Raw genomic sequence first — 22,216 nt, forward strand, 5'->3', positions numbered from 1 at the left:
AACGCACACTGCTGACGCAATAGATAACTTAATCCCATAGGACCGGCGACGCGCCTTTTCGGCTTTGAGACTTTTACCCAGGTTTTCGTTAATCGAGTTATAGTTCACGGCTTAGTCCTTCCGGATTTGTCGGGCGACTTTGGTTTCCGCTAACTTATTGTCGCGGCGCATTTTCGGTGCACTGGTCGTTCTGTCTCGTGAACGGCCGGTTACATTCCCAACCATCACCTCTTCGATTCAAATGAGCGTTTGAAGGGACAAGGATCGCAACGCATTTGTCCCGGTTTGCGCGAAAACCACGTTCGCATTTCCATCCGGAATAAGTTTCAGGCGCGAGGTATGCATGCTGTGGAACTGCCACAGGCTCACAGCCGCTATCCGCTGCGCTGTAACCTCTGATGCACACCCAACCATCCGCGCTGTTTTTGTCAGTCAGGCGGCCGTTGCGCGGGACATCTATCGCAACACAATCCTGGTTCTCTTTACGAAATCCCCAGTTGCAGTGTATTTCCTGCACGCCAAACCGGGTTTCGACGTATCCATTTTGAGGTGCCATCACTTCTTCACAGAGTTCTCCGACACGCTGGAACAGCCGATTGCACTCCCACTGATCTCCTGTTGATGTAAGATAGGCATTTTCAGGAACTCTTATTTCCTCACAGAGTTCTCCGACATTCTGAAAACCGTGATTGCATTCCCAACCGCTGCCATAGGTGCTACCCGTCAAAAATGCGTTTTCTGGTAAGTCTGTTCTTTGGCAGGATCCGTTCTTGTTTTCGAAACCTTCGTCACAAACAGACCCATCGGCATTGCCCGCGACCTGAGCAGGAAGCTGCGTTCCTGAGAGAAACACCAAAAGTATCGGGATCAAACAAAGAATGCAGCGAGCAAACACGATGAATGAATGGTCGACACGGAGCCTGAGACCTGATCTATCGGGCATCAAGCACGCAATTTAAGAGCCATGTGTTGTTCATACTGCGCCTTCTTTCATGGGTCACGCGATGACTGGAGCACGTCAGGTGACAGTTGCAAATGCTTGCGAGGAACGAGCTCATAGCGAAGACCCCAGCGGAACCCGTTCCTATGCTGAGGCACATGCTACAATTAGTCTGAAGGCCATTGGATTATCGTAACCGGCAGCATCGCGGCGGCGAGTAATTTTTTACCAATGCACTCTTGTCGTTCCTAGTCTGTGAAGAGTCAAGGACGCACGCTCGTCAAGAAGCGTGTGCTGCGGAATGGTCAATTTTTGAGACCGGCGAGTTATTAGGTGGTTAAGAGAGTAACTGAGAGGCAAAATTCACTTTGGGGCAATTTAGGTTGACAATTCGTCTGTGAAATCGCCGGATTTCTTGGGCAACAATCTTGGAGGTGGTGAACGCTCGCCGCGCCAGCCTATTGCCGACACCGAACTAGGAGATTCGCAATTTCTATCGACAGTTTTGCGGACACTGAGATTGGAAAACACCTCGCCGACGCTGCACGTCGTTGCCGTATGGTTTTCTTCACTGGATTACCAGCGTCTGGAAAGTCATTTCTGTTGCGCCAGCAAATATCCATTTCGGTCTCGTTGGGACGACGCGTACATATCATGCGGTGGGATACAGGACTCGCGGCGTTTCAGACCGAAGACATACTCGCAAAGTACCCAGATGTTTCAGATGGAACTCATCCGTTGATCCGAAAGGCAGCCGGATTGTGGGGCCGGAGAGCCCTAGCGCGATGGCTGACAGAGACTACCGATCCCACTGACATGATTGTCGGTGAAGTCCCTATCATCGGAAACAGGTTTTCCGAGTTCATCCAGGCGCAGCCGGATCAGGTTGAACCAGCCTTAGCATCCGAGGCAACCACCTTCATCTATCCTGTTCCTACAAAGAGTTTGCGCGCCAAACTCGAAGCCATCCGAAGGTCTACGTTTGCGAACCCAAAACACCCTGATGAGGCCAGAGATGCGCCTCCATCGACAATGGAACTGGCTTGGCGTTTGACGTGTACCAAGGCCGCAGAATTGGGTTTGATCTCTGAAGCGGACAGTCATTCTCCGTACGAGGAGATGATTTATTTGCGGTTTTTTGAGCACCTACTGCAACATCGAAACGCCATTAGAATTGGGGTCGATACGATTTATTCAAATGCCGGTTCAGCCCATGATCTGGATGCGAACGTCTTAGAACTCAGTGCTAGCTCAGACGAAGTAAAGTACGCAATCGCAGAGGTAGAGACTACTTTTACAGCCGAAGAAGCCGCCCGAGAAGTTGAAAACTGGTATCGGGTGTAGCCCTCGTGCGAAAGTTCGCTCTTTGGCGTTTTGGAAACTGCAAAGTCTAACTGTGAACGTCCGGTTTGGGCTGCCTCCAGTCACTAGTGCGAACAGTGGTGAACGCGGCTTCGAGCCTAGCGCCGGTAACTCGCTGGAGCGGTAAACCCTCCATTCCGAAGTTTTATTGGGCCGCAGCTAGCGGTGATGCCGCCACGGCCCACGTGGTAAAACGTCAATTCGTTGGGGTCACATCGATTAACGTTGGTTCGCGATCACCGCTGGTTTCAAAGACGATCATCTCGCCTCCCATAGCTCCGAAGTCAATCTGCTTCATATCAACCATGTGCACCGTTCGGTCGTACATCGTGTGATAGTAGTAAACGAGGTTCAGGGAGTCCGCAGCGGTTGTGATCTGTGTTGCGCTGTAAAGTAGGTCATCCGACTGCACATCGTCTTGAGCGCCCTCAGCGGCATCGGCAGGAATGTTGAAGTTGTCCAGTATTCGGAATGCCTCGCGTACGGTGTCATAGCCACCTTGCGTCTCCCGCGCTGTCTGGGAAAAGGCGACTGCGCGGACAAACCGGGATGGGGGTGTGAAGTCGCCTGGCAGTCCTATCATACCGCTCCCAGCGCCCAGGGGCGCGAAAGTAACGCCGCTTGCCTCAACTTCGGGAAGCCCAAGAGCCGACAGGTTTACATAGTTGTTTAGGTTCGTCATGTGCCAATCGTAGTTTGGCGAATTGGTGATCACGCCAAGCGGGGCATCGAAAACCGTCAGGTCACCATCAATGTACTCGACGACGATCCTTCCGCCGAACCGGTCAGCAACCAACATATGAAACGGGAATGGAAATCCTAAGGTCTCATCCACGACCCCGACGACACGGACATTCGCCAACCCTGTGGCAGCCTCTTCAACTGTCTCAAATTGGGAAAGGACATAGCTGGCGAGCAAATCGCCGGGAATCGTGTTGCCGGAAAGGTCAGGGTCGTACTCCTGATACTCGGTGAAGCCGGGCAGATAAAACAACCCGGCGGTCAACCCAGCTTCGTTGATCCCATCTGCGGGAGCCCCATGATCCAACATGCTGATACCGACCATTCCAAATCGGCCGGTCCAGTTTGCTCCGTCTTGCCCATCTGGCATTTCGCCTGCGGTATAAGTGAAACCTCGCGGAATAATGTTGATCTTTGTCTCAAGATCGAACGGCCCCCATTCGGCGGTCCTTGCGCGAACGATGCTTCCATCCTGCCCTGTCAACATGATGCCAGTGCATCCCCAGGCCATCGATACTGAAGCCACAAAGGCTATGGTCGCTTTTGGTAATATCCGAAATAACTCGATATGACGCATGGTCGTTCTCCAATTGGACTGATCTGATCTCATGAACTCACTCGACCAAGCTACCACACCGGTTCTCAAGTTGAATGAAGTTTGCATGATCTTCAAATAGGCAAGAAAGTCCGCCTATTCCGTCCGCCGGACTTTGCAAAGTCCGACTCTGAATGTCTGGTTTGGGCTGACTGCGGTCCTTTGGAGTAAATATGCGGATGGCTGCAAAGTCCGCAGAACTGACGTTCGGCCTAAACTCAAGGAATGTCGGCTGTACCTTTTTTCCTGAATACTCGCTGTAGGTGCGGCCTGAACAAATTTCGCAAACCCGCCTTGTGCAAAGAAGATAGATGCTGGCCCGCACGGGCGAGGCTTACGCCCCGCCCTTTGCTAGGTTGTCCCGCTTCCAAAGAGGTTGCAGGTTGCTGTAGTGGCAAAGTTCGACAAGGTGCTCCAAAGATCGGGCAGCCGAGAGAGGGACAATGTGGTCTACTTCCCACTGACCGTACCGAGCCCATGTCATGCCGTCCGAGAACTGGGTCTCTATGTGCCGCGTTAGCGTTTCCTTTGAGCAGCCGACCGAGTTAGACGGTTTAGCTCGACCCAACAGCACTTGCCCAGATCGATTTAGTACTGACCGGAACATACGGTAAGAAGGATCGGTTGCTCGATACTGTCGATCCCGTTCCATCGTTTTCTCGGCGTTGCATTGCACGCACTGGCGATTGCTAACATACCGCTCGGACACGTGCCCATACTTACATGGTCGACCAGTCCAGAAACGAGAAAGGCCGCGCAAGGCGGCCTCTTCACGAGTTAGGAACGTCTGTTCCGCTGCTATATCAAACGGCATTAAGCTACTGCCGCCACCTGACGACCCTCCAATCGGGCAAGCAACTCAGTCTGTCTCTGTCCTGTTGTATTGACCGGTCCACTATTGACCTGACCCGTCAGCAGCCAGTTCAGCAGTAGGTTCCGCATTCTCTTAGATGGCATGTAGAGCGTTACCCGACGCCTTGGCGTGTGGGTGTGTCCTGTACCGTTTAGGCCACCGACACGTATTGCGGACCGGAACAGCCACTGCACCAGTTCGGTCAACGCATAGGCATCCGAGAACCTATGAGCCTCCTTGCTGTCGCGTTTCATGCGTAGGAAGGTCAACAGTTGTGGGTTGGGGTGTTGATCATATAGGTACACTGCTGTTGTGCACCCGATATGGTCATTGGTCCCGCGTGTAGTGTTGGGCACAAAGCTGACACCGTTTGTGGTCCACTCCTCGTCAAAGGTCTCCGTGTCCTTGTTGTACACGTCTTCCTTCATTGCGCGACCGAACAGCCGTGTATGCTTTGATAGCCTGCCTGCCTTTGGTTTTTGGCCTGTTGCTGCCCCATGCCACAGGTCACGTGCACACGTCAGCATAACGGTTTTGAGGTTTACTCCATACAGTTCTCTGTCTTTGAACTTGCGTAGCTTCTGACCAATCGAAGAGCACTCCCGATGCGTTTTGATCGACTTTAGCTGTGCGCAATGTGTCCACTTTTGGTTCGCTATCTCTGGCATGGGTAGAACCGTTAGCGCGTTAGCAACATCTTCTCGCCATGCTGCCTCATCTACTGCATCCAGACGCTCCACCTCCAGTGTGAAGCATTCGGGGTGGTCTTTCCGCAGTTTTTGCAGGTACTGCAGCAGCACCGATCCTTCCGAAAGGTACGTGTAAATCGTCACGGACTTGGGCTTGAGCAAGAGTTCTTTGGGAATGGCGAGCACTAACAGCTTCTCGCTTATGCGATAAAGTGCACCAGACTTGGCCTTTTCATATAGTGATCGGTTAAGTGTCTTGTCCCCTAAGCGGTATAGCTCATCCCACTTTTCTGTTGGAACAATACGTCCGTCAGGCTCCTCTTCTGCCATGCCAAGACCGAGGTAAACTGCATCAAAGTCAACCTTTCGGACAGTCTGTTCGACCTCGAAGGGGTTTACGACCTCGTCGATGATGAGATTGTATCCACTAAGCAAGTGATCGACTTCGATGGTCGGTTTGCTGTGGCTGTCGAACTCAGTACATCTCGCAACGCCGGTGTCTTGGGTTGCAAGAGTTCCGAGCCGGTAGAATAGTTGATGTGTACAAGCGATTGACTTACCCGCCCGGATCAACTTTTCGCAGTGATCGCGTTTGTTGCCGCCGTTGCAAATAGGCTGTGTCAGAATGAAATCGGAACCCGTTCGGGCACCTTTGATGAATCGTTCCACCTCACTTAGATACGGGACAACGGCTATGTATTTTTCCGACTTTTTGAAGTTGCGGTTGATTTCTGTGGATTTGCCATACCCACAGGGTTTGTCGACAATAGTGATGTGGGGCATTCAAGCCTCCTGTGTTCGGTCCATTGGACCAGTTTGGGGAATACGCTCTGGTGGATACCGAGCAAATGGAACTGCCCCGTTGGGGCGACTGGGAGGAAATCCCGGTGAACACGCATTGGATAAACTAGAGGGATCAAATGCCCTCTTTTTAGTACCTTTGCTTACAGGTCAGCGTTATTTAGTGTTTATTTACTTGTGCTTACTTGCCACTTACTCCACTCGCATTGGAGTAAAGGAAGGCCAAGTCGTCTAAGCAACCCGATCAACAATGACCAAGCGAAACCTGTATGCTCAACTGAGGGAGGGGTTTTGCTCAACTGAGGGAGTGGTAACGCTTGTTAGTTCACAAGACGGAGGGTTAGCGCCTGTGTGTTCACAAGAGGAAGGGTTAATGCCATTTCCAAATGTGCGGGATAGAAAGCCAGCCACGGGATAGCCAAAAGGCTAGTAGAGCAGCGTTGTCGCTTGATAGGGAGTAGGGTGGTCAAAAACTGACGCATTGAGAGACTATGACCACCCTGCACAGCATCACGCCGATTTACGCTTGTTCGACGGCTGCCAACTTTGCCACGATGTCATCGGTCTGCAGGTGGGTGTAACGCATCAGCATCCGCAAATCCCGATGTTCGCTGATCATTTGGACCTGCGCCAACGATAATCCGCTTTCCACAAAGCGGGACACCGCCTCGTGTCGAATGTCATGAAATGTAAGGTCTACCACGCCTGCCCGTTGCCTGAGGCGCTCAAAGGCTAATCGCACAGAATTACCAGACAGGGGCAAACACCGGTCGTTCCCGCGTGGCAGATCCATCAAAACGGCAACGGCATTCGGGCTGAGAGGCACTGTACGGGCGCGACCGTTTTTGGTTTGGGGCAAGAACACTGTCCGACGCTCAAGGTCTACATGCTTCCATTGTATCGTCAGCAATTCCCCTCGGCGCATCCCGGTTGCCAAAGCAAGCGTCAGCAATGGCTTCATCAGCGGAGACCGGGCTTGGTTCACGGCTTCCAGCAAAGCCTGCCATTCTCCCTGCTGCAATCGCCTCTCTCGGCGGTTGTCGATCTTGGGCCGCCGGACAGACTTGACTGGGTTCCCCTGTGGCAGGTTCTGCCCCCAATCCTCACAGGCGACATCAAGGGCATGCTGTAACCAACCCAACTCCCTCACTACAGTTGCCGCCTTCATGGATTTAATGCGCTGGTCACGATAGTGGACAAAGTAAGTGGATCGCAGCTTACTGACCTTCATTTCGGCTAGCTTGGAGCATTTGCGCAGGAACCCGTTAATTGCACAGCTCTCATTGTCCGCGCACCGTTTCTTGCTCGTGACGTTATCACGGTATTTTCTTAGCACCTCACCAAGTGTCATCTCGGATGCGTTAATGCTGAAGGCAGGGGTGAGCAATCCTCTCTCCGCGCTCAACTCCGTCTCACGAGCCCACTTCGTCGCATCAGCACGCCTTAGAAATGACTTGGATCGGGATAGCCCGTCCTTCCGAACAGTCGCCTGCCACTTTCCACTAGGCCGTTTTACGAATGTTGCCATGGCCCATATCTCCTGTGTTGGAGACATCTTTTCTGTCTAAGTGCAGCGGAGGCGCAGCGGACACAGCTTCGTGCGCAGCACAGCAAAAGGTGCTAGTCGCGTAAGACCTTGATACATCGCGAAGTAAGGATGGTGGGTGATGAGAGACTCGAACTCCCGACATCTTCGGTGTAAACGAAGCGCTCTACCAACTGAGCTAATCACCCGTGAGGGGTCATTTAGCTAAGGGTTCCGGTGGGCGCAAGAGGGTTTCGTGGAATTTCTTTCTGAATTCGGCATCATTTTTCGGCGTCAATCAGTTATGGCGTTCATGGCCGCCAACAGCTGAGCCACTTCGTGCTGAGTGTTGTAATGGCAGAGTGAGATTCGGATGCAATCGGGCAATCCCAACGGGTCGAGGACATTGCCGCTGTAATGGTCGGCTTTTCGGGTATGGGTCCGAATACCCAGTTGGTTCAGTTTCGTGACCACGTCCGCCGACGCCATGCCTTTTACAGTTATCGAAACCAGGCCTTCGCGCGCCGGATTGTCGGCGCCAGCCAGAATCGCGACATGGTCCATCTCGCGCAGACCGGGAAGGTTGCCGGTGCCGTTGATCATGGCGTGCGTCAGATGTGTTTCATACGCATGGATCGCAGCGCCAGCCGCGCGAATGCGTTCTGATCGATCTTCAGAGCCAGAGACCCGGCCGCCCAACCAGTCGAAATACGCGACCACATCCGACATTGTGGCATAGGCTCCGGTGTCGCGGGTGCCAAACTCCCAGCCCGAGGCCGGAGCGTTGATGAGCTGGTCATGGGGCAGGGCGGTCAACCGGTCCGAGATCCAGGCAATTCCGAAACCGTGCCGGGAAAACACCTTGTAGGGTGAGACGGCATAACCATCGATGTCATAGCTTGCGATATCGATCTGGCCGTGAGCTGCATGTTGGATGCCGTCCACGATGATGAAGCAATCAGGCGAGACGGCGCGGATCGCGTGTGCGATGGCGGCGACTTCCATACCCATTCCGGTCACAGGAGAGCCATGCAGGATCGTTGCCACCGCCACATCCGGTGTCATCTGTTCCGCATAGGCCTCTGCCGTGACCATACCCGTCGCGTCATCATGTGGAACGTTGACATAGTCCAACCCGGCAATCTCGGCCCAGCGACGCGCAGCGCTACGGCTGGCGGGGTGTTCGATTGAACTGCCAATCACTTTCGAGCCTGACGGCGCGTTGACACAGGCAGTTCGGATCATGCGGAACAGCAACTCTGTCCCGCTTTCGCCCATGAAAAACTGCCCGCTTGGCGCGTTCATGAACGTTGCCATATCCGCCTTTGCGGTATTGATGATTTCCACCAGCGCATGGCTGGCCACATTGTCACGGCTCTGATTATCGGGGATCGCGGCAAACTTGGCCGAGGTTTCAGTGACCGAATTTAGTGTCAGCGCACCACCGGCATTTTCGAAAAAGATACGGGGGCCTTGAAACGGACAGCTGTCGACGTGGGCAAAACGGGCGCGGATGTCGTCGATAAGGCCGGGGGTCTGGTGCAGCATGAGGCGGGTCCTGTTTTGGCTCGGTGTAGGTTTGACAGGAAAAAGCGCGGGATCAATCCCAATTGCGACATGTCAGGTCGGCGATATGCGCCAATCGGTGGCTGCAAAGGGCCTTGCTTGTTCCCGGGTGCCTCCGATATGCCGTTGAGAACCGCAACCCTCTGAACCGGAGGCTCAAATATGACTGTCGCCCGACGCAGCCTGCTGATGGTCATGGCGCTGTGCGTCGTGCTGGCAGCGCCGGTTCGGGCGTCGGCTGAGGGTGTTTTGATCTTTGCGGCCGCCAGTCTGAAAACTGCATTGGATCAGATCGCTGCCGATTACTCTGATAAAACGGGGGGCGAGGTAACCGTTTCTTATGCGGCTTCTTCGGTTCTGGCCCGTCAGATTCAGTTGGGGGCTCCTGCGGATTTGTTCATCTCGGCCAATGCGCAATGGATGGACGTTTTGGTGCAGGACGGTCTGGTAGACGCGACAACCCGGGTTGATCTTCTGGGCAATCACCTGGTGCTGATCGGGGTGCCAGCGCAAGCAGAGGCCCAGATCGATGCTGCGCTGGACCTGAATGCGCGGCTGGACGGTGGCTTTTTGGCGATGGCGTTGGTCGATGCCGTTCCGGCAGGGATCTACGGGAAATCGGCACTGCAGGAACTGGGGCTTTGGGCTGATGTTGAGGGGCGTATTGCCCAGTCTGATAACGTTCGGGCGGCACTGGCACTGGTAGCCACCGGAGCCGCGCCCTTGGGCATTGTTTACGGGTCAGATGCTTTGGCCGAGAGCCGTGTTTCAGTGATCGGGGTATTCCCGTCTGACAGCCATCCGCCGATCATCTATCCGGCAGCTGCGACGCGTGACGCCGCCCCCCAAGCCTTTGCGTTTCTGACCTATTTGCAAACAGATACCGCGCGCGCGGTTTTTGAGGCGCAGGGCTTTACCCTGCCGCAGGGCTGAGCCATGGGGTGGCTGGGTCCTGCAGAGCTCGAAGCCCTGCGCTTGTCTCTGCGGGTGTCGATCTGGGCCACGTTGGTCAGCTTGCCTTTGGGTATTTTTGTCGCCTATGCGCTGGCTCGCTGGCGTTTTCCGGGGCGGCAGCTGTTGAACGGATTGGTGCATCTGCCGCTGATCCTGCCCCCTGTTGTCACTGGCTATCTGCTGTTGTTGACCTTTGGTATCCAAGGCCCGTTGGGGCGGTTTCTGGCCGAGTTCGGCATTGTGGTCGCCTTTAGGTGGACCGGGGCCGCTCTGGCCGCCGGGATCATGGCTTTTCCTTTGATGGTGCGCGCCATTCGACTGTCGATCGAGGCGGTGGATCCAAAACTGGAACAGGCCGGGGCGACGTTGGGGGCTTCGCGCATGTTCGTGTTTGCCACTGTAACGCTCCCGCTGATCCTGCCAGGCATCATTGCAGGCGCAATTCTGGCTTTTGCCAAAGCAATGGGAGAGTTTGGCGCGACCATTACCTTCGTGTCGAACATTCCCGGCCAGACCCAGACACTGCCTTCCGCGGTCTATTCCTTTTTACAGGTGCCAGGGGGTGAACCGGCGGCGCTGCGGCTGGTGATCATTTCGGTCATTGTCGCGATGACAGCGCTGCTGCTCTCGGAATATGTGGGGCGCCGGGTGGCGCGGCGGGTGGCCGGGACATGAGCCTTTCGGTCCGATTGCAGCATCAATTGCCCGGCATCGCGCTGGATCTGGAGTTTGAAGCCCCTCCGGGCGTGACGGTTCTGTTCGGGCGATCAGGTGCGGGTAAAACCACAGTGATCAATGCGGTGGCGGGGCTCTTGCGCCCACAGGCCGGGCGCGTGGCCGTCGACGATTGGGTTTTGTTCGATACCGATCAGGGCAGTTGGTTGCCGACCCATCGCAGGCGGCTTGGATACATCTTTCAGGAAGGCCGTTTGTTCCCGCACCTGACCGTGCGCCAGAACCTGGCCTATGGTCGTTGGTTTGCCCCTCGGGGGGCGCAGCGCGAAAGCCAGGACCGCGTGGTCGAGATGCTGGGGATCGGTCATCTCCTGAATCGCCGTCCGGCGATGCTGTCAGGCGGGGAAAAACAGCGGGTAGCCATTGGCCGGGCGCTGTTGGCCGCCCCGCGCCTGATCCTTGCCGATGAGCCGCTGGCTGCGTTGGATGAGGCCCGAAAGGCCGAGATCCTGCCCTATTTCGAACGCCTGCGCGACGAGGTTTCGGTGCCGATCCTCTATGTCACGCATTCCGCAGCCGAGGTGGCGCGACTGGCAACCTCGGTCGTCGCACTGCAAGACGGCAAGGTCTTGCGCCATGGTCCTGCGTCGGACGTGCTGGCGGACCCGTCTGTGGCGCCTGCGGGTGTACGCGCGGTGGGGGCGGTGTTGCAGGTGCAGGTGGCGCAGCATCACACCGACGGGCTCACCGAACTGCGCGCAGGTGACGCGCGTCTTTTCCTGCCGCGCATTCCTCATCAGGTTGGAGAGCATTTGCGCATCCGCATCCCGGCGCAAGAGGTGATCCTGTCCAACAAACCTCCCGAGGGGCTATCAGCGCTCAACATCCTCTCGGGCACGGTCGAGGCGGTGCGTGCTGGTGAGGGACCAGGGGCAATTGTCTCGGTCAAGACCCCCGCAGGTGTTGTTTTGGCCCGGGTAACACGGCGTTCGGTCGAGGCCTTGGGCTTAGAACTGGGCCAGCCGTGCCATGCAGTGATCAAAACGGTGGCTTTGGCCCCCCAGGATGTCGGCGGGCGCGTTGCAACCTAGTTCCTGCGCCAGTGCTTCAAAGACAGCGATGGCAAACCTGCTGGAAAGCGCTAAGGTTGTGTCAGCGTCGCACAGCCGCATCCGTGCGGCCATTTTACAGCGAGGATTTTCTATGCGGGTCTCTAGACTGTTATTGGTATTGTGTCTTGGATTGACGCCCGGAATTGCGGCTGCCGTCGGATTTGGTATCGGCGTTAGACCGCAGTTCAGAACCGAGGTGACACCGCTGGACGGTGGGGTTTACGAGGTCAAAACATTTGGGAGCTCGGCACCCGTGGCCTATTGGTGCGGTATCGGTGACTATGCCATCAGAACGCTCAGAACCAAGTCAAGCCAACGCATTTACATAAGCCGTGAATATATCAAGGGCGCGCGGACAGTGCAGTTTTCATTCACACCGCCAGAAGGTGCCGATACCGGCAAAAGCTATTCAGTCACGGTAAAGCGCGTTGGCGCCAATATGTCCGCAGGAACAGCGCAGGGGTACTGCTATGACAACTTCATCGACTTTGGGTTCTAAGCGCTAAACCCATTTGGCAAGGGGCGGAAGGCTCATCAGAACAGCGTCGGGATCGTGGCCCGTTTCAAGCCCGAATTTGGTCCCCCGGTCGTAGACAAGATTGTATTCGGCATAAAGTCCGCGATGAACCAGTTGCGTATCTTTTTCGTCCTCGCCAAAATCTTGAGCGCGACGCTTTTCGACCAGTGGAACGAATGCAGGTAAAAAGGCCCGTCCGATGTCTTGTGTCAGGGCAAAGTCCGCCTGCCAATCACCGGTGCAATAGTCATCCATGAAGATACCGCCTACGCCGCGCGCGCGCTTGCGGTGGGGGATATAGAAATATTCATCCGCCCAAGCCTTCAGGCGAGGGTAGTGATCTGTGCCATGTGGATCCAGATGTGCCTTTTGCGTGGCGTGGAAATGCGCGGTGTCGTCGGCATATTCCAAACAGGGATTCAGATCGGACCCGCCGCCAAACCACCAGGCATGGGGCGTCCAGAACATGCGCGTGTTCATATGCACCGCAGGCACATGCGGGTTTTGCATATGCGCCACAAGACTGATGCCCGACGCCCAAAAGCGCGGGTCGTCTTTCATGCCGGGAATACCCTTGCGCGCGGCCATCGCGTTCTGGGCACGATCGCCCAGGGTGCCAAATACGGTCGAGACATTGACGCCGACTTTCTCGAACACGCGACCGCCACGCATGACCGACATCAGCCCGCCACCGGCATCCGATCCGTCCTCTGATTGGCGCTTGGTTTCCTTCACTTCGAACCTTCCCGGTTCGGCATCAGAGAACGGCCCGGTGTGGTGGTTGTCTTCCAGTGATTCAAACGCGGCTACGATGTCATCGCGCAATTGGCGGAACCAGCCAGAAGCTGTGGCTTTTTCGGTATCAAACATGGGGTTCAGTGTGCTGGTGCTGCGACAGGATCAAGCAGGGTTCGCCCACCGTCAATGGTCAGGATCTGACCTGTGATAAAGCCCGCCGCGTCCGAGGCCAGGAATTGCGCTGTCTCTGTCAGCTCATTCGGGGCGGCGATACGGGCCAGGGGTGTGTGTTTTTCAATGTCATCGCGAAAATCGCGGTTTTCCTTCAGGGTCGATTGCAGCGATGCGCTCATGACCGAGCCAAGCGCAATCGAATTGACGCGGATCCGGTTGGGGGCAAGCGCCACGGCCAGCGACCGGGTCATTTGATCAAGCGCAGCGGTTGACACGGAATAGGCCATCAGGTCGGGATGCGTGCGTCTTGCGGCAATAGACGAAAGGTTGATGATCGAACCTGCAGGGCTGTCACCGTCGTCGCCGGCTTGCTTTATCATGCGTTTGGAAACCAATTGGCTCAGCCGCAAGGCAGGCATCAGGTTCTGGTTGAGCAAAGTGCGGACCGAGTCGTCATCGGTATCCAGCGGATCGGACGGGATCACCTGACGAGCGCCGTTGACCAGAATGTCGACCTGATCGAACTCATCCAGGGTGGCCGAAAGCAAATTGGCGATCGTCAGTTTCTCGCGCAGGTCGCCCGCGAAATAACGGATATTGCCGTCTTCGGCCTTGTCGCCCAGCTCTTCGCTCAGGCGTTTTTCGTCCATATCGGCAAACATGACATTTGCGCCTGCATCCGCAAAGTGTCGTCCGATGGCAAGACCGATACCATTGGCGCCACCTGTCACAATCGCGGTTTTGCCGGCTATGGAAAAGGACATCCGAATCCTCCTGAGTTGCGGAATAGGTTAGCGGCGCTTACCGCCGAGGGCGAGAGGCATGAAAGACCTTGAACCGATTGTCACCCGCGATCTCATCAACCTGCATGAACGCGTCATTCAGCGTGGCCTCGTAAGGCAGATGACGATTGGCGACCATCCACAGCTGGCCGCTGCGGGTCAGGTTCCGCGCGGCTGAGGTGATAAAGCCCTGGCCAAGACCGGGATCCGCACTGCGCGAGGTATGAAAGGGCGGGTTCATAACCACGGTGTCAACGGGGTCGGGCGCCGTCCAGGTCACCGCGTCCGCCCAGTGAAACTGCGCCTTGGCATCGGTCACATTGATCCGCGCACAGTCCAGCGCGGTGTGGTCAGCCTCGACCAGATGCAGGGTTGTCACTGCCGCATTCGGTGCGATCTGTGCAGACAGAAACCCCCAGCCCGCGCCCAGATCGGCGACGCGCGCGCCCAGTTTCTGGGGCAGATTGGTGGCCAAAAGGGCCGAGGCCGGGTCGATCCCGTCTGCTGAAAACACACCGGGCGCGGTGCGAAAGCCCTGCACCTCTTGCGATACCGGGGCGGTCCAGTCTTCGAATGCGGTTTTATCGGTGGAGAACCAGAAAATCTTGCCATGCGCCTTTGCGACCGGCCCCGAAACATCCACACGCTTGCGAATATCTTTCAGAAGGCTGTCCACGCCATCCGTCTTGGCGCCGTCTATGATCACCTGGCCGTCAGCGCGCGCGCAAGCCTGTTGCACCAAAGCACGGGCCAGAGCCTTAGCGCGCGGCAGGATCAAGATCACGTCCTGACAGGGCGCGTCGCTTTTCGGTACGGTTTCAAAACCTGCTGCAGCAAAGCGGTCGTGAAAAGGCTTGAACGGCTGAACAACCTGAGTGTCCCGAGGCAAAGCGGACAGATTGTGTTCAGGCGTCGCGCCGATCACCGAGATCGGTTGTGATAGAGAAAGGCCAGACTCCAATGCATAGCTGAGGCGGGAGGACATCGATATTTCCACACAAGAGTTTGGCGACGGCTGCGCCTACTCTTCACGCTCCATGGTGCATTGCAGGGGGTGTTGGTGCCGCCGGGCAAAGTCCATGACCTGACCCACCTTGGTCTCGGCAATCTCGTGGCTAAAGACACCAACGACCGCCACACCCTTCTTGTGAACCGTCAGCATAATCTCGAATGCTTGTGCGTGGGTCATGCCAAAGAACCGTTCAAGCACGTGAACAACAAACTCCATCGGAGTATAATCGTCGTTCAAAAGCAATACCTTATACAATGGTGGACGCTTGGTCTTCGGGCGCGACTCGACCAGGATCGACGTGTCGCCATCGTCGTCCGATTTGTCAGACATCATCCAAGGAGTTTCGCGCATTGATCTTATAGGTCCGATTCAGTCTTCGGTTCGTATCCGGGCTTATATAACGTGCAGGTGGTCAGAGAAAAGAGGAACCGAACGGAATCAGCATGGATCAGAAGGTGACAACAATTGGTTTCGATGCAGATGACACGTTGTGGCACAACGAACGGTTCTTTCAACTGACACAGGCTCATTTTGCCGAACTGCTGAAGGATTATGCCGAACATGATCACCTGATGGAACGATTGCTGGACGCTGAAAAGCGCAACATCCAGCGCTATGGCTATGGGATTAAAGGCTTTACCCTGTCGATGATCGAAACCGCGATTGAGGTCACGGACGACCGCGTTCCTGCGCGCGTCATTCGCTCTTTGATCGAAGCGGGGCAAGAGATGTTGGCCCATCCGATCGAGCTGTTGCCGCATGCGCGCGAGGCGGTCGAGGCCGTGGCACCTACTCATAACGTTGTTTTGGTGACAAAGGGTGATCTGCTGGATCAGGAACGCAAGCTGGCTCAATCGGGCTTGGGCGAGTTGTTTGACGCAGTAGAAATCGTTTCGGAAAAAACGCCGCAAACCTACCGCGATGTTTTCCAGAGACACGGGGATGGGCCGGCGGCCGCGATGATGGTTGGAAATTCAATGCGGTCGGATGTTGTTGCTTCGCTTGATGCCGGAAGTTGGGGTGTTCATGTCCCGCATGATCTGTTGTGGGATATCGAGCATGCTGACACACCGTCGGAGCATCCGCGATATCGGGCACTTGAGGACCTGAGCGGACTTGCAGAACTGGTTCAGTCGCTTGGGTGATGTGGCCCATTGGTCGCAGGTTGGGAAAAAACTGTTCACAAGTTTCCTTTGTTCTTGGAGGGGATCCGAATGTGGTGGGTAGAGTGGGGAAAAACACCATATATAGTGGCGTTTGAGGCCGCTCACGAATCGGCGAAACGCGCGGGTTTTGGTTTATTTGGCGAGGACTCTGTGTTAGCCTGACAGACAATAAATAAATGAGCTGACCGGGAAAACCCGGCGGCGCGAGGCAGACAGAGGCAAAAATCGTGCGGATTCGGCGGACAGTTCCGGCCCGGATGGGCTTTATCCTTACAGCATTCGTCTGGCTGATGGCGTTCGCGCCCGTTCAGGCGGTGGCGGCACCCTACGCGGCAATGGTAATCGATGCGCGAACCGGAGAGGTTCTGCACTCGCGAAATGCCGATACACGACTGCACCCGGCCTCGCTGACCAAGATGATGACGCTTTATATCGCGTTCGAGGCCGTTCGGAACGGCGAGATCACTCTGGACACCCCCGTACGCATCACCAAGGCTGCAGCGGCTGAGCCGCCCTCCAAGCTTGGACTGCGGACCGGGCAGACGATTGCGTTCCGCTATCTGATCCGTGCTGCGGCCGTGAAATCTGCGAATGATGCGGCCACGGCGATCGGAATAGCGCTCAGCGGGTCCGAGGCGGCCTTTGCTCGGCGGATGACACGGACAGCAAAAGCGATGGGGATGAGCCGCACCACGTTCAAAAACGCGCATGGTCTGACCGAGGCCGGGCATTTGTCTACGGCACGTGACATGACCACGCTGGGGCGGCATCTTCTGTATGATTACCCGCAGTATTATAACCTGTTCTCACGCCAATCGACCCATGCCGGGATCAAAACCGTGCCGAATACCAACCGGCGCCTGCTGGCGGCTTACAAAGGCGCGGACGGGATCAAAACCGGGTACACGCGGGCGGCGGGTTTCAATCTTGTGGCTTCGGCAAAACGTAAGGATGAACGGATTATTGCCACTGTGTTTGGCGGCAAGTCCGGGGCATCGCGAAACGCAAAAGTCGCGGAATTGCTCGATATGGGTTTCCGGCGCGCACCATCTCGCGCACCCATCCGCAAACCGGCACGTCCGGCCTACGCGGGCAACACAGGGTTGGGTGATATTCAGGTCGCGCGGGCAACCGGTGCCCCCCAAACCAGCTTGCGTCCCGTCATCAGACCGCGGGTTCAGATAGCCGAGGCTGGCGCAGAAACTGTAGACGAGAAACGTTCTCGTATTCAGGACGGTATCGCGGAAGCCATTGCCGAGGCCGCAGGGTCAACCGCGCCACGCCCGGCACCGCGCCCTCAGGGTGAGCAAGTCGCCTCAGCCGAACCGGTCGAAATTCCTGAACCGCAGCAAGAGGTGGTGACTCGATTGTCATCGTCTGGTGGGCATCTGTGGGGCGTGAACGTTGGCCGTTACACGACCCGGTATGAGGCCGAGAAGGTCTTGCTGAAAACGGCGCTCACCGAAATGACGACCCTGGAAGGCACCTTGCGCAAGGTGAACCAAAGCAATCGCGGGTTTGATGCTACCTTCCAGGGGATGACACGCGAACAGGCGGACTTGGCCTGCCGTCGCTTGCAAGCGCGCAACGTAACCTGTTTCATGATCGGCCCATCATAAGGGCCGGCACATTCTCACTCATGGGCACTGGCTGTGAACCTCGGTTCACAGCCTTTTTCATTTTCAGGGGCTGTCAGTCGAAAACCTGACCATGCTGATACTGCTCATCCTGACCTGCCGCAGCGGTCAGGGCGGCAACATTGTCCTTGGTAAAGAAGCCATCATATTTGTGGCAGCGCTCGATATACTCGGTGATCAATAGGGTGTTCTTCGAGTGTTTCGAGAAGATCTGTTTCAGGTTGGGATCGTCTTTGCACTCGCCCACGACATGGGCCAGAAAGGGTACGCCTTTGTCCTTCAGCGTGTTGACCACGAAATCCACGTTCTTTTCCCCGGCATTGTGGTCGCCATCCTGTATCTCGACCGCCATGTGGTGCAGGCGACGTCCGAAATTGCGCACGAAATCCTCGGTAGGCATCGGTAGCTTTGCGAAAGAGTTTACAAATGACGGCGTGTTGTTGGCTGTGAAGACTTTGGCGGGTGATTTCTTGTCATCATCCACGGTCGGGTTGCGGTTCACATTGGTCGAGGAGTTCATGTCAAAGATGTTGTATGCGCCCCAGAAGTAATAGGGCACCATCGTCAGAAACTCGAGAATGGCATCCTCTCGTTCACCGGCAAGAATGCGTGTTGCCAGATGGTCGATGCCCAGCATCAGGGGTGCGATCTTGCTGTCTTGCCCAAAACCTGCGGCCTGATCCAACCGGGCTTGTTCCTCATCGCTCAGCAACACGCGTTCGCCCAGGCCAAGGCTGTCAGTGTCGTTGAAGTCCAGACTGGAGTAGCCAATCCGATTGCACGTGAAATCCGATGGGGTGGTAAAGCGGAAACCCTGCGCGGAATAAAACGGGTTTTCAGTTTCGCCGCTGTATTCAAAGCGGATATTTTGATCTTCGAGGGTGCGGGTTAACGTGTCCAAATCGCTGGCACCGTAAATTTCGCCAACATACCGCGTTTGCGGCGTGCCGCGTGCCAGCGGATACATGCGATTGACGCGCGAAATGAAATCCTCGAACGCGTCGCTGAGCGGTGCCATGACAATCAGCGCAGGAAATTGGGGCTGCGAATGCAGGATCGCGAATTTATGGGTTTGGCCCAGATAGCTGGCCGTGTGGCGGTAGGGGGTCATCACATAAAGCTCGACCAGCGTGTCAAACAAGGCGTCGCGCTCGACCTGCATGACAATTGCCTTCATAGGGCCGACCAGATCGGCTAAGCCCGAACTGGTGCGCCGTTCGTAGATCTTAGGCAGGTATTCGGCGAAAAAGTCCGAGTTTTTCTTATCGCCCCGGGGTTGATAAGACATCAGATCAAAAGACATAAGCAATGCTCCTTGCGTATTCCGATCCCGGCCAGCGCGGGGTGGAAAAGAAAATCTTCTGCCACCGCATGCTAAGCACCCAAGCCGCGCCGGGGCAACACTAAGCTATCTGGTGAATGCCCATGAAGTTTGCCTGATCATCGGGTGAATTTGGTCACCTCAACGCCGCCATTGATCAGGTTTTCCCGCACGGATCGCGCAATCTGAACGGCCGTAGGGCCATCGCCATGCAGACAAATCGTATCGATAGATGTTTCAAGCCGTTTGCCACTTTCTGTAATGATAGCACCTTCTTTCACCATATTCAGAATACGCGGCCCGGCCAGATCAGGGTCGTGGATGACGGCGCCGGGTAGGCTGCGATCAACCAGTGTGCCATCATCGTTGTAAGCCCGATCCGCAAAGATTTCGCCCACCCATTTGCATCCAAGCTCCCGCACGGCCTCTTCTTGTTTGGTGGCCGCAAGAACCATGATGATGATGTCGGGATCGACGTCCAATGCACCCTGATAACAGGCGCGCGCCATGTCGAAATCGACCGAACACATATTCGCCAGTGCACCATGCAGTTTCAGATGTCGGACATGCGTGCCGACCGCCTTGGCCATTCCTATGGCCGCGCCCAGTTGATACCGCACCAGATTGCGCAGGCTGTCATGAGGCACTTTCATTTGGCGGCGACCAAAGCCTTGCAAATCCGGGAACCCCGGATGCGCGCCGATCCCCACATCGTTTTCCGCCGCCAGAGCCATCGTCTGGGCCATGACGTCCCAATCGCCACCATGAAACCCGCAGGCGATATTGGCTGATGTGATAATCTTCAAAAGGGAGGCGTCATCACCCATCTTCCAAGGGCCAAAGCTTTCCCCCATATCGGCATTCAGATCGACGCGGGGCATGGGTAGACTCCTTATTCTGTGGCTGAGATCATTCCGCTGATCAATTGGTAGGACAACAGATCTGGAATGTCATGCGGGTCGCGCACAAGATCCTCGATCCGGCGGGGCAGGCGCATCAGTTCCGACCGGAAAGCTGCATCTGCCGCCAAAGCCTGATCGAGCGACACAAACTCGAACTGAACCCCAGCACCCGCCGGTGTTTGCACCGCGCGCGGCATGTCACAGGGCAGGACCGTCGCAATTCGGGGATAGCCCCCGGTGGTCTGACACTCGGGCAACAAGATGAACGGGTTACCCGTGCCGGTCATCTGTATGTCTCCCGGCGTGATCACTTCGGACAAGATGTTCAGCTGACCTTTGGCGGCAAACCCCGCACCGTCGCTTTCCAGCTGCATGCCCATTCGGTTGGCGCGGGCTCCGCGTCGGAAAGTCGTTGCGGTAAACCGGTCCAGAGTGGATTGATCGAACAGCTCAGTCTGAAAGCTTGAGACGATCCGCAACAGACCGCCCGAGAACCGATTGTCGGGCCGCAGCTTTTTACCTGCTTCCCCTTTGTCTGGTCCCGTTGGCAGAATGTCACCGGCTTGGATCGCTGCTCCGATATTGGCGGTCAGATGGGTCGAGCGTGAGCCAAGAAAAGGCGTCGTATCGATCCCGCCACCCAGATGAAGATAGCCATAATTGCCGTGTATGGCGGCGCCGATCACAAGCGTCTGTCCAGGCTCAAGGCTATGCGACGCGTTCCAGGCAATCGTCGCCCCGTCGATTGTGGCCTGCATGGGTGCTCCGGTCAGCGCAAAGCGCAGGCTTTGCGTTGCCTCGAACGTGCCGCCCAGCCCGGCCATCTCTAGCTGTGCCAGATCAGGGCTTTGACCCAGCAAAGCGGCCCCCTCATAGAGAGCCAAAACATCGGCAGCACCGGACCGGGACAGACCGCGATCAAGGTATCCGCTGCGTCCAAGATCCTGTACCGTGCAGGCCGGGCCGATTGCGTGCACCCGCAAACTCATGATGTGATCTCTTCAAACACAGCACCGCCCATGGCATCGGTTTGCAGCGCGTCGTATTCGTCGCGGGTGACAGAGGTGAAAACCACCTCATCGCCGGGGGCCAAAGAAAAGCTGTCGGCGTGATCAGGGCGAAAGCACTGAAACCCGGTCTGCCCCACATGGCGCCATCCGGTGGGCGTTGGGCCCGCAAACAGCACAAATTGCGATATCGCCAGCACCAGCGCACCGCACGGTACCATGGGGGTCAGCTCTTTCTGCCGGGGGATGTTGAACTCTGGCCCCAGCGGGCCAAGATAGGGCTGCCCAGGTGCAAACCCGATAGTCAAAACGCGTACACGCGATTGACTTAGGCGGTGAATAGCCTCTTCGGGGCTTAAACCCGCGGCGTCCGCCGCCTCATCCAATTGGGGAGCAAGATCGGTTCCGTAGACAGTGGGCACATGCCACAGCTTACGGCCCTTTGGCAAAGGCGCGCCATACCAGTCCTGGCGCTCTAACATCTGTCTCAAACGCTCCAGAACGTCTTCATGTGGCAGGACCTGCGGATCAAACCGCAGATAAGTTGATGCAAGCGAAGCCGAGGTTTCGATAACCCCGTCCCAGTTCAGCGTTTCGACTGCGTTTCGAAAAGCAATCGCTGCCCGGTTTGAGGCTTCTGTCATAGTATCTGCAAATGTGACCAGCGCTCCGTCAAGGCCAACGGATCGAATTCGTGGGAACGTCTTTGTGCCTGTCATTGGGTGCCTGCAGTACTGGCCTGTTGTTTCATGCAGCGACCTGACCCCATCAATGACCAAAGTGCAAGTTCTCAGGGGAGAGAATCCGAAACCACCAGATGCGGTTTTGAGAACAGTTTCTGGGCCAAGGTGAATCACTTGTGGCTCTGGGTTCTTGTGCTGTGGGGGGTATCCTGGGCTATATATTGTGTTCGGACCGAGTGCTGATTTCGGGTTTGCGGCTGCTGAATAGGGCGCACGGGCCAGCACCAAAGGCTTATGTGACCTCAGGTGAATGTAAGATATTGTTTTTTATGGTGAAATTATAAATTTGAAAAAAATGTGAAAATAGCCATTTTTCTTCTTGCGGAAGTTTTGAGTATTACTTAGAACGCCCTTCACCGGCGCAGCTGAGGTTGTGCGGACCCACTGGAGAGACGGTGTGACGG

Annotated in this window: 20 protein-coding genes and 1 tRNA gene; 7 read left to right on the top strand and 14 right to left on the bottom strand. The window is 56.0% G+C overall.

Features of this window, described 5'->3' with window-relative positions; all coding sequences use genetic code 11:
- Positions 1-154: 154 nt before the first annotated feature.
- Positions 155-943: a hypothetical protein gene (locus GOV38_RS21925; RefSeq protein ID WP_170644849.1), complete on the bottom strand. Its 789-nt coding sequence runs from the start codon at positions 941-943 to the stop codon at positions 155-157.
- Between the two features lie 813 nt (positions 944-1,756).
- Between GOV38_RS21925 and GOV38_RS21930 the strand changes: the two genes are divergently transcribed.
- Positions 1,757-2,284 carry a hypothetical protein gene (locus tag GOV38_RS21930; protein ID WP_171210333.1) on the top strand — a complete coding sequence of 176 codons (528 nt, stop codon included), beginning with the start codon at positions 1,757-1,759 and terminating at the stop codon, positions 2,282-2,284.
- Positions 2,285-2,498: 214 nt separating this feature from the next.
- Here the strand turns inward: GOV38_RS21930 and GOV38_RS21935 are convergent, their stop codons facing one another.
- The 5 genes from GOV38_RS21935 to GOV38_RS21955 all read right to left on the bottom strand — a co-directional run bounded on the left by GOV38_RS21935 (position 2,499) and on the right by GOV38_RS21955 (position 9,054).
- A complete protein-coding gene (locus GOV38_RS21935; RefSeq protein WP_170334764.1) occupies positions 2,499-3,620 on the bottom strand; it encodes a linear amide C-N hydrolase in 1,122 nt (373 codons plus the stop codon).
- 831 nt (positions 3,621-4,451) lie between these two features.
- Positions 4,452-5,963: a hypothetical protein gene (locus GOV38_RS21940; protein ID WP_171210334.1), complete on the bottom strand. Its 1,512-nt coding sequence runs from the start codon at positions 5,961-5,963 to the stop codon at positions 4,452-4,454.
- A 538-nt stretch (positions 5,964-6,501) separates the two neighbouring features.
- The gene (locus GOV38_RS21945) at positions 6,502-7,509 is read right to left on the bottom strand and encodes a site-specific integrase (RefSeq protein ID WP_171213040.1); all 1,008 of its coding nucleotides are present in this window, start codon (positions 7,507-7,509) and stop codon (positions 6,502-6,504) included.
- Between the two features lie 130 nt (positions 7,510-7,639).
- Positions 7,640-7,715 (bottom strand) — tRNA-Val (locus GOV38_RS21950).
- A gap of 85 nt (positions 7,716-7,800) precedes the next feature.
- Positions 7,801-9,054 (bottom strand): aminotransferase class V-fold PLP-dependent enzyme, encoded by a 1,254-nt coding sequence (locus tag GOV38_RS21955; protein ID WP_171210336.1) that lies wholly within the window; start codon positions 9,052-9,054, stop codon positions 7,801-7,803.
- A 180-nt stretch (positions 9,055-9,234) separates the two neighbouring features.
- Here GOV38_RS21955 and modA point away from each other — a divergent pair, with 180 nt between their 5' ends.
- The 4 genes from modA (at position 9,235) to GOV38_RS21975 (ending at position 12,312) form a co-directional block, all read left to right on the top strand.
- Positions 9,235-10,005: a molybdate ABC transporter substrate-binding protein gene (gene modA, locus GOV38_RS21960; protein ID WP_171210337.1), complete on the top strand. Its 771-nt coding sequence runs from the start codon at positions 9,235-9,237 to the stop codon at positions 10,003-10,005.
- Between the two features lie 3 nt (positions 10,006-10,008).
- A complete protein-coding gene (gene modB, locus GOV38_RS21965) occupies positions 10,009-10,701 on the top strand; it encodes a molybdate ABC transporter permease subunit (RefSeq protein WP_171103958.1) in 693 nt (230 codons plus the stop codon).
- Positions 10,698-11,792, top strand: coding sequence for a molybdenum ABC transporter ATP-binding protein (modC, locus tag GOV38_RS21970; protein WP_171210338.1), 1,095 nt, complete (start codon positions 10,698-10,700; stop codon positions 11,790-11,792). Before modB ends, modC begins: the two co-directional genes overlap by 4 nt.
- 151 nt (positions 11,793-11,943) lie before the next feature.
- Positions 11,944-12,312, top strand: a complete 369-nt coding sequence (locus GOV38_RS21975; protein WP_254430681.1) for a hypothetical protein — start codon at positions 11,944-11,946, stop codon at positions 12,310-12,312.
- Between the two features lie 3 nt (positions 12,313-12,315).
- Here GOV38_RS21975 and hemF read toward each other — a convergent pair whose 3' ends face one another.
- The 4 genes from hemF to clpS are packed head-to-tail and all read right to left on the bottom strand — an operon-like array spanning position 12,316 to position 15,387.
- Positions 12,316-13,200, bottom strand: coding sequence for an oxygen-dependent coproporphyrinogen oxidase (gene hemF / locus GOV38_RS21980; protein WP_171210340.1), 885 nt, complete (start codon positions 13,198-13,200; stop codon positions 12,316-12,318).
- A gap of 5 nt (positions 13,201-13,205) precedes the next feature.
- Positions 13,206-14,006 carry an SDR family NAD(P)-dependent oxidoreductase gene (locus GOV38_RS21985; protein ID WP_171210341.1) on the bottom strand — a complete coding sequence of 267 codons (801 nt, stop codon included), beginning with the start codon at positions 14,004-14,006 and terminating at the stop codon, positions 13,206-13,208.
- A 37-nt stretch (positions 14,007-14,043) separates the two neighbouring features.
- Positions 14,044-15,009, bottom strand: a complete 966-nt coding sequence (locus GOV38_RS21990; protein ID WP_171210342.1) for a class I SAM-dependent methyltransferase — start codon at positions 15,007-15,009, stop codon at positions 14,044-14,046.
- Positions 15,010-15,045: 36 nt separating this feature from the next.
- A complete protein-coding gene (gene clpS / locus GOV38_RS21995; protein ID WP_171103969.1) occupies positions 15,046-15,387 on the bottom strand; it encodes an ATP-dependent Clp protease adapter ClpS in 342 nt (113 codons plus the stop codon).
- Between the two features lie 92 nt (positions 15,388-15,479).
- Between clpS and GOV38_RS22000 the strand changes: the two genes are divergently transcribed.
- A complete protein-coding gene (locus GOV38_RS22000; protein ID WP_171210343.1) occupies positions 15,480-16,181 on the top strand; it encodes an HAD family hydrolase in 702 nt (233 codons plus the stop codon).
- Positions 16,182-16,459: 278 nt separating this feature from the next.
- Positions 16,460-17,821 carry a D-alanyl-D-alanine carboxypeptidase family protein gene (locus tag GOV38_RS22005; protein WP_171103974.1) on the top strand — a complete coding sequence of 454 codons (1,362 nt, stop codon included), beginning with the start codon at positions 16,460-16,462 and terminating at the stop codon, positions 17,819-17,821.
- Between the two features lie 73 nt (positions 17,822-17,894).
- Here the strand turns inward: GOV38_RS22005 and GOV38_RS22010 are convergent, their stop codons facing one another.
- The 4 genes from GOV38_RS22010 to GOV38_RS22025 form a co-directional block, all read right to left on the bottom strand.
- Complete coding sequence (locus GOV38_RS22010; RefSeq protein ID WP_171136787.1) at positions 17,895-19,142, bottom strand: hypothetical protein; 1,248 nt, start codon at positions 19,140-19,142, stop codon at positions 17,895-17,897.
- A gap of 137 nt (positions 19,143-19,279) precedes the next feature.
- Positions 19,280-20,041 (bottom strand): LamB/YcsF family protein, encoded by a 762-nt coding sequence (locus GOV38_RS22015; protein ID WP_171210344.1) that lies wholly within the window; start codon positions 20,039-20,041, stop codon positions 19,280-19,282.
- A gap of 11 nt (positions 20,042-20,052) precedes the next feature.
- A complete protein-coding gene (locus tag GOV38_RS22020) occupies positions 20,053-21,051 on the bottom strand; it encodes a biotin-dependent carboxyltransferase family protein (RefSeq protein WP_171210345.1) in 999 nt (332 codons plus the stop codon).
- The gene (locus GOV38_RS22025; protein ID WP_171210346.1) at positions 21,048-21,788 is read right to left on the bottom strand and encodes an allophanate hydrolase subunit 1; all 741 of its coding nucleotides are present in this window, start codon (positions 21,786-21,788) and stop codon (positions 21,048-21,050) included. Before GOV38_RS22025 ends, GOV38_RS22020 begins: the two co-directional genes overlap by 4 nt.
- Between the last annotated feature and the right edge of the window lie 428 nt (positions 21,789-22,216).

Source organism: Ruegeria sp. HKCCA5839, from assembly GCF_013035585.1.
Lineage (GTDB): Bacteria > Pseudomonadota > Alphaproteobacteria > Rhodobacterales > Rhodobacteraceae > Ruegeria.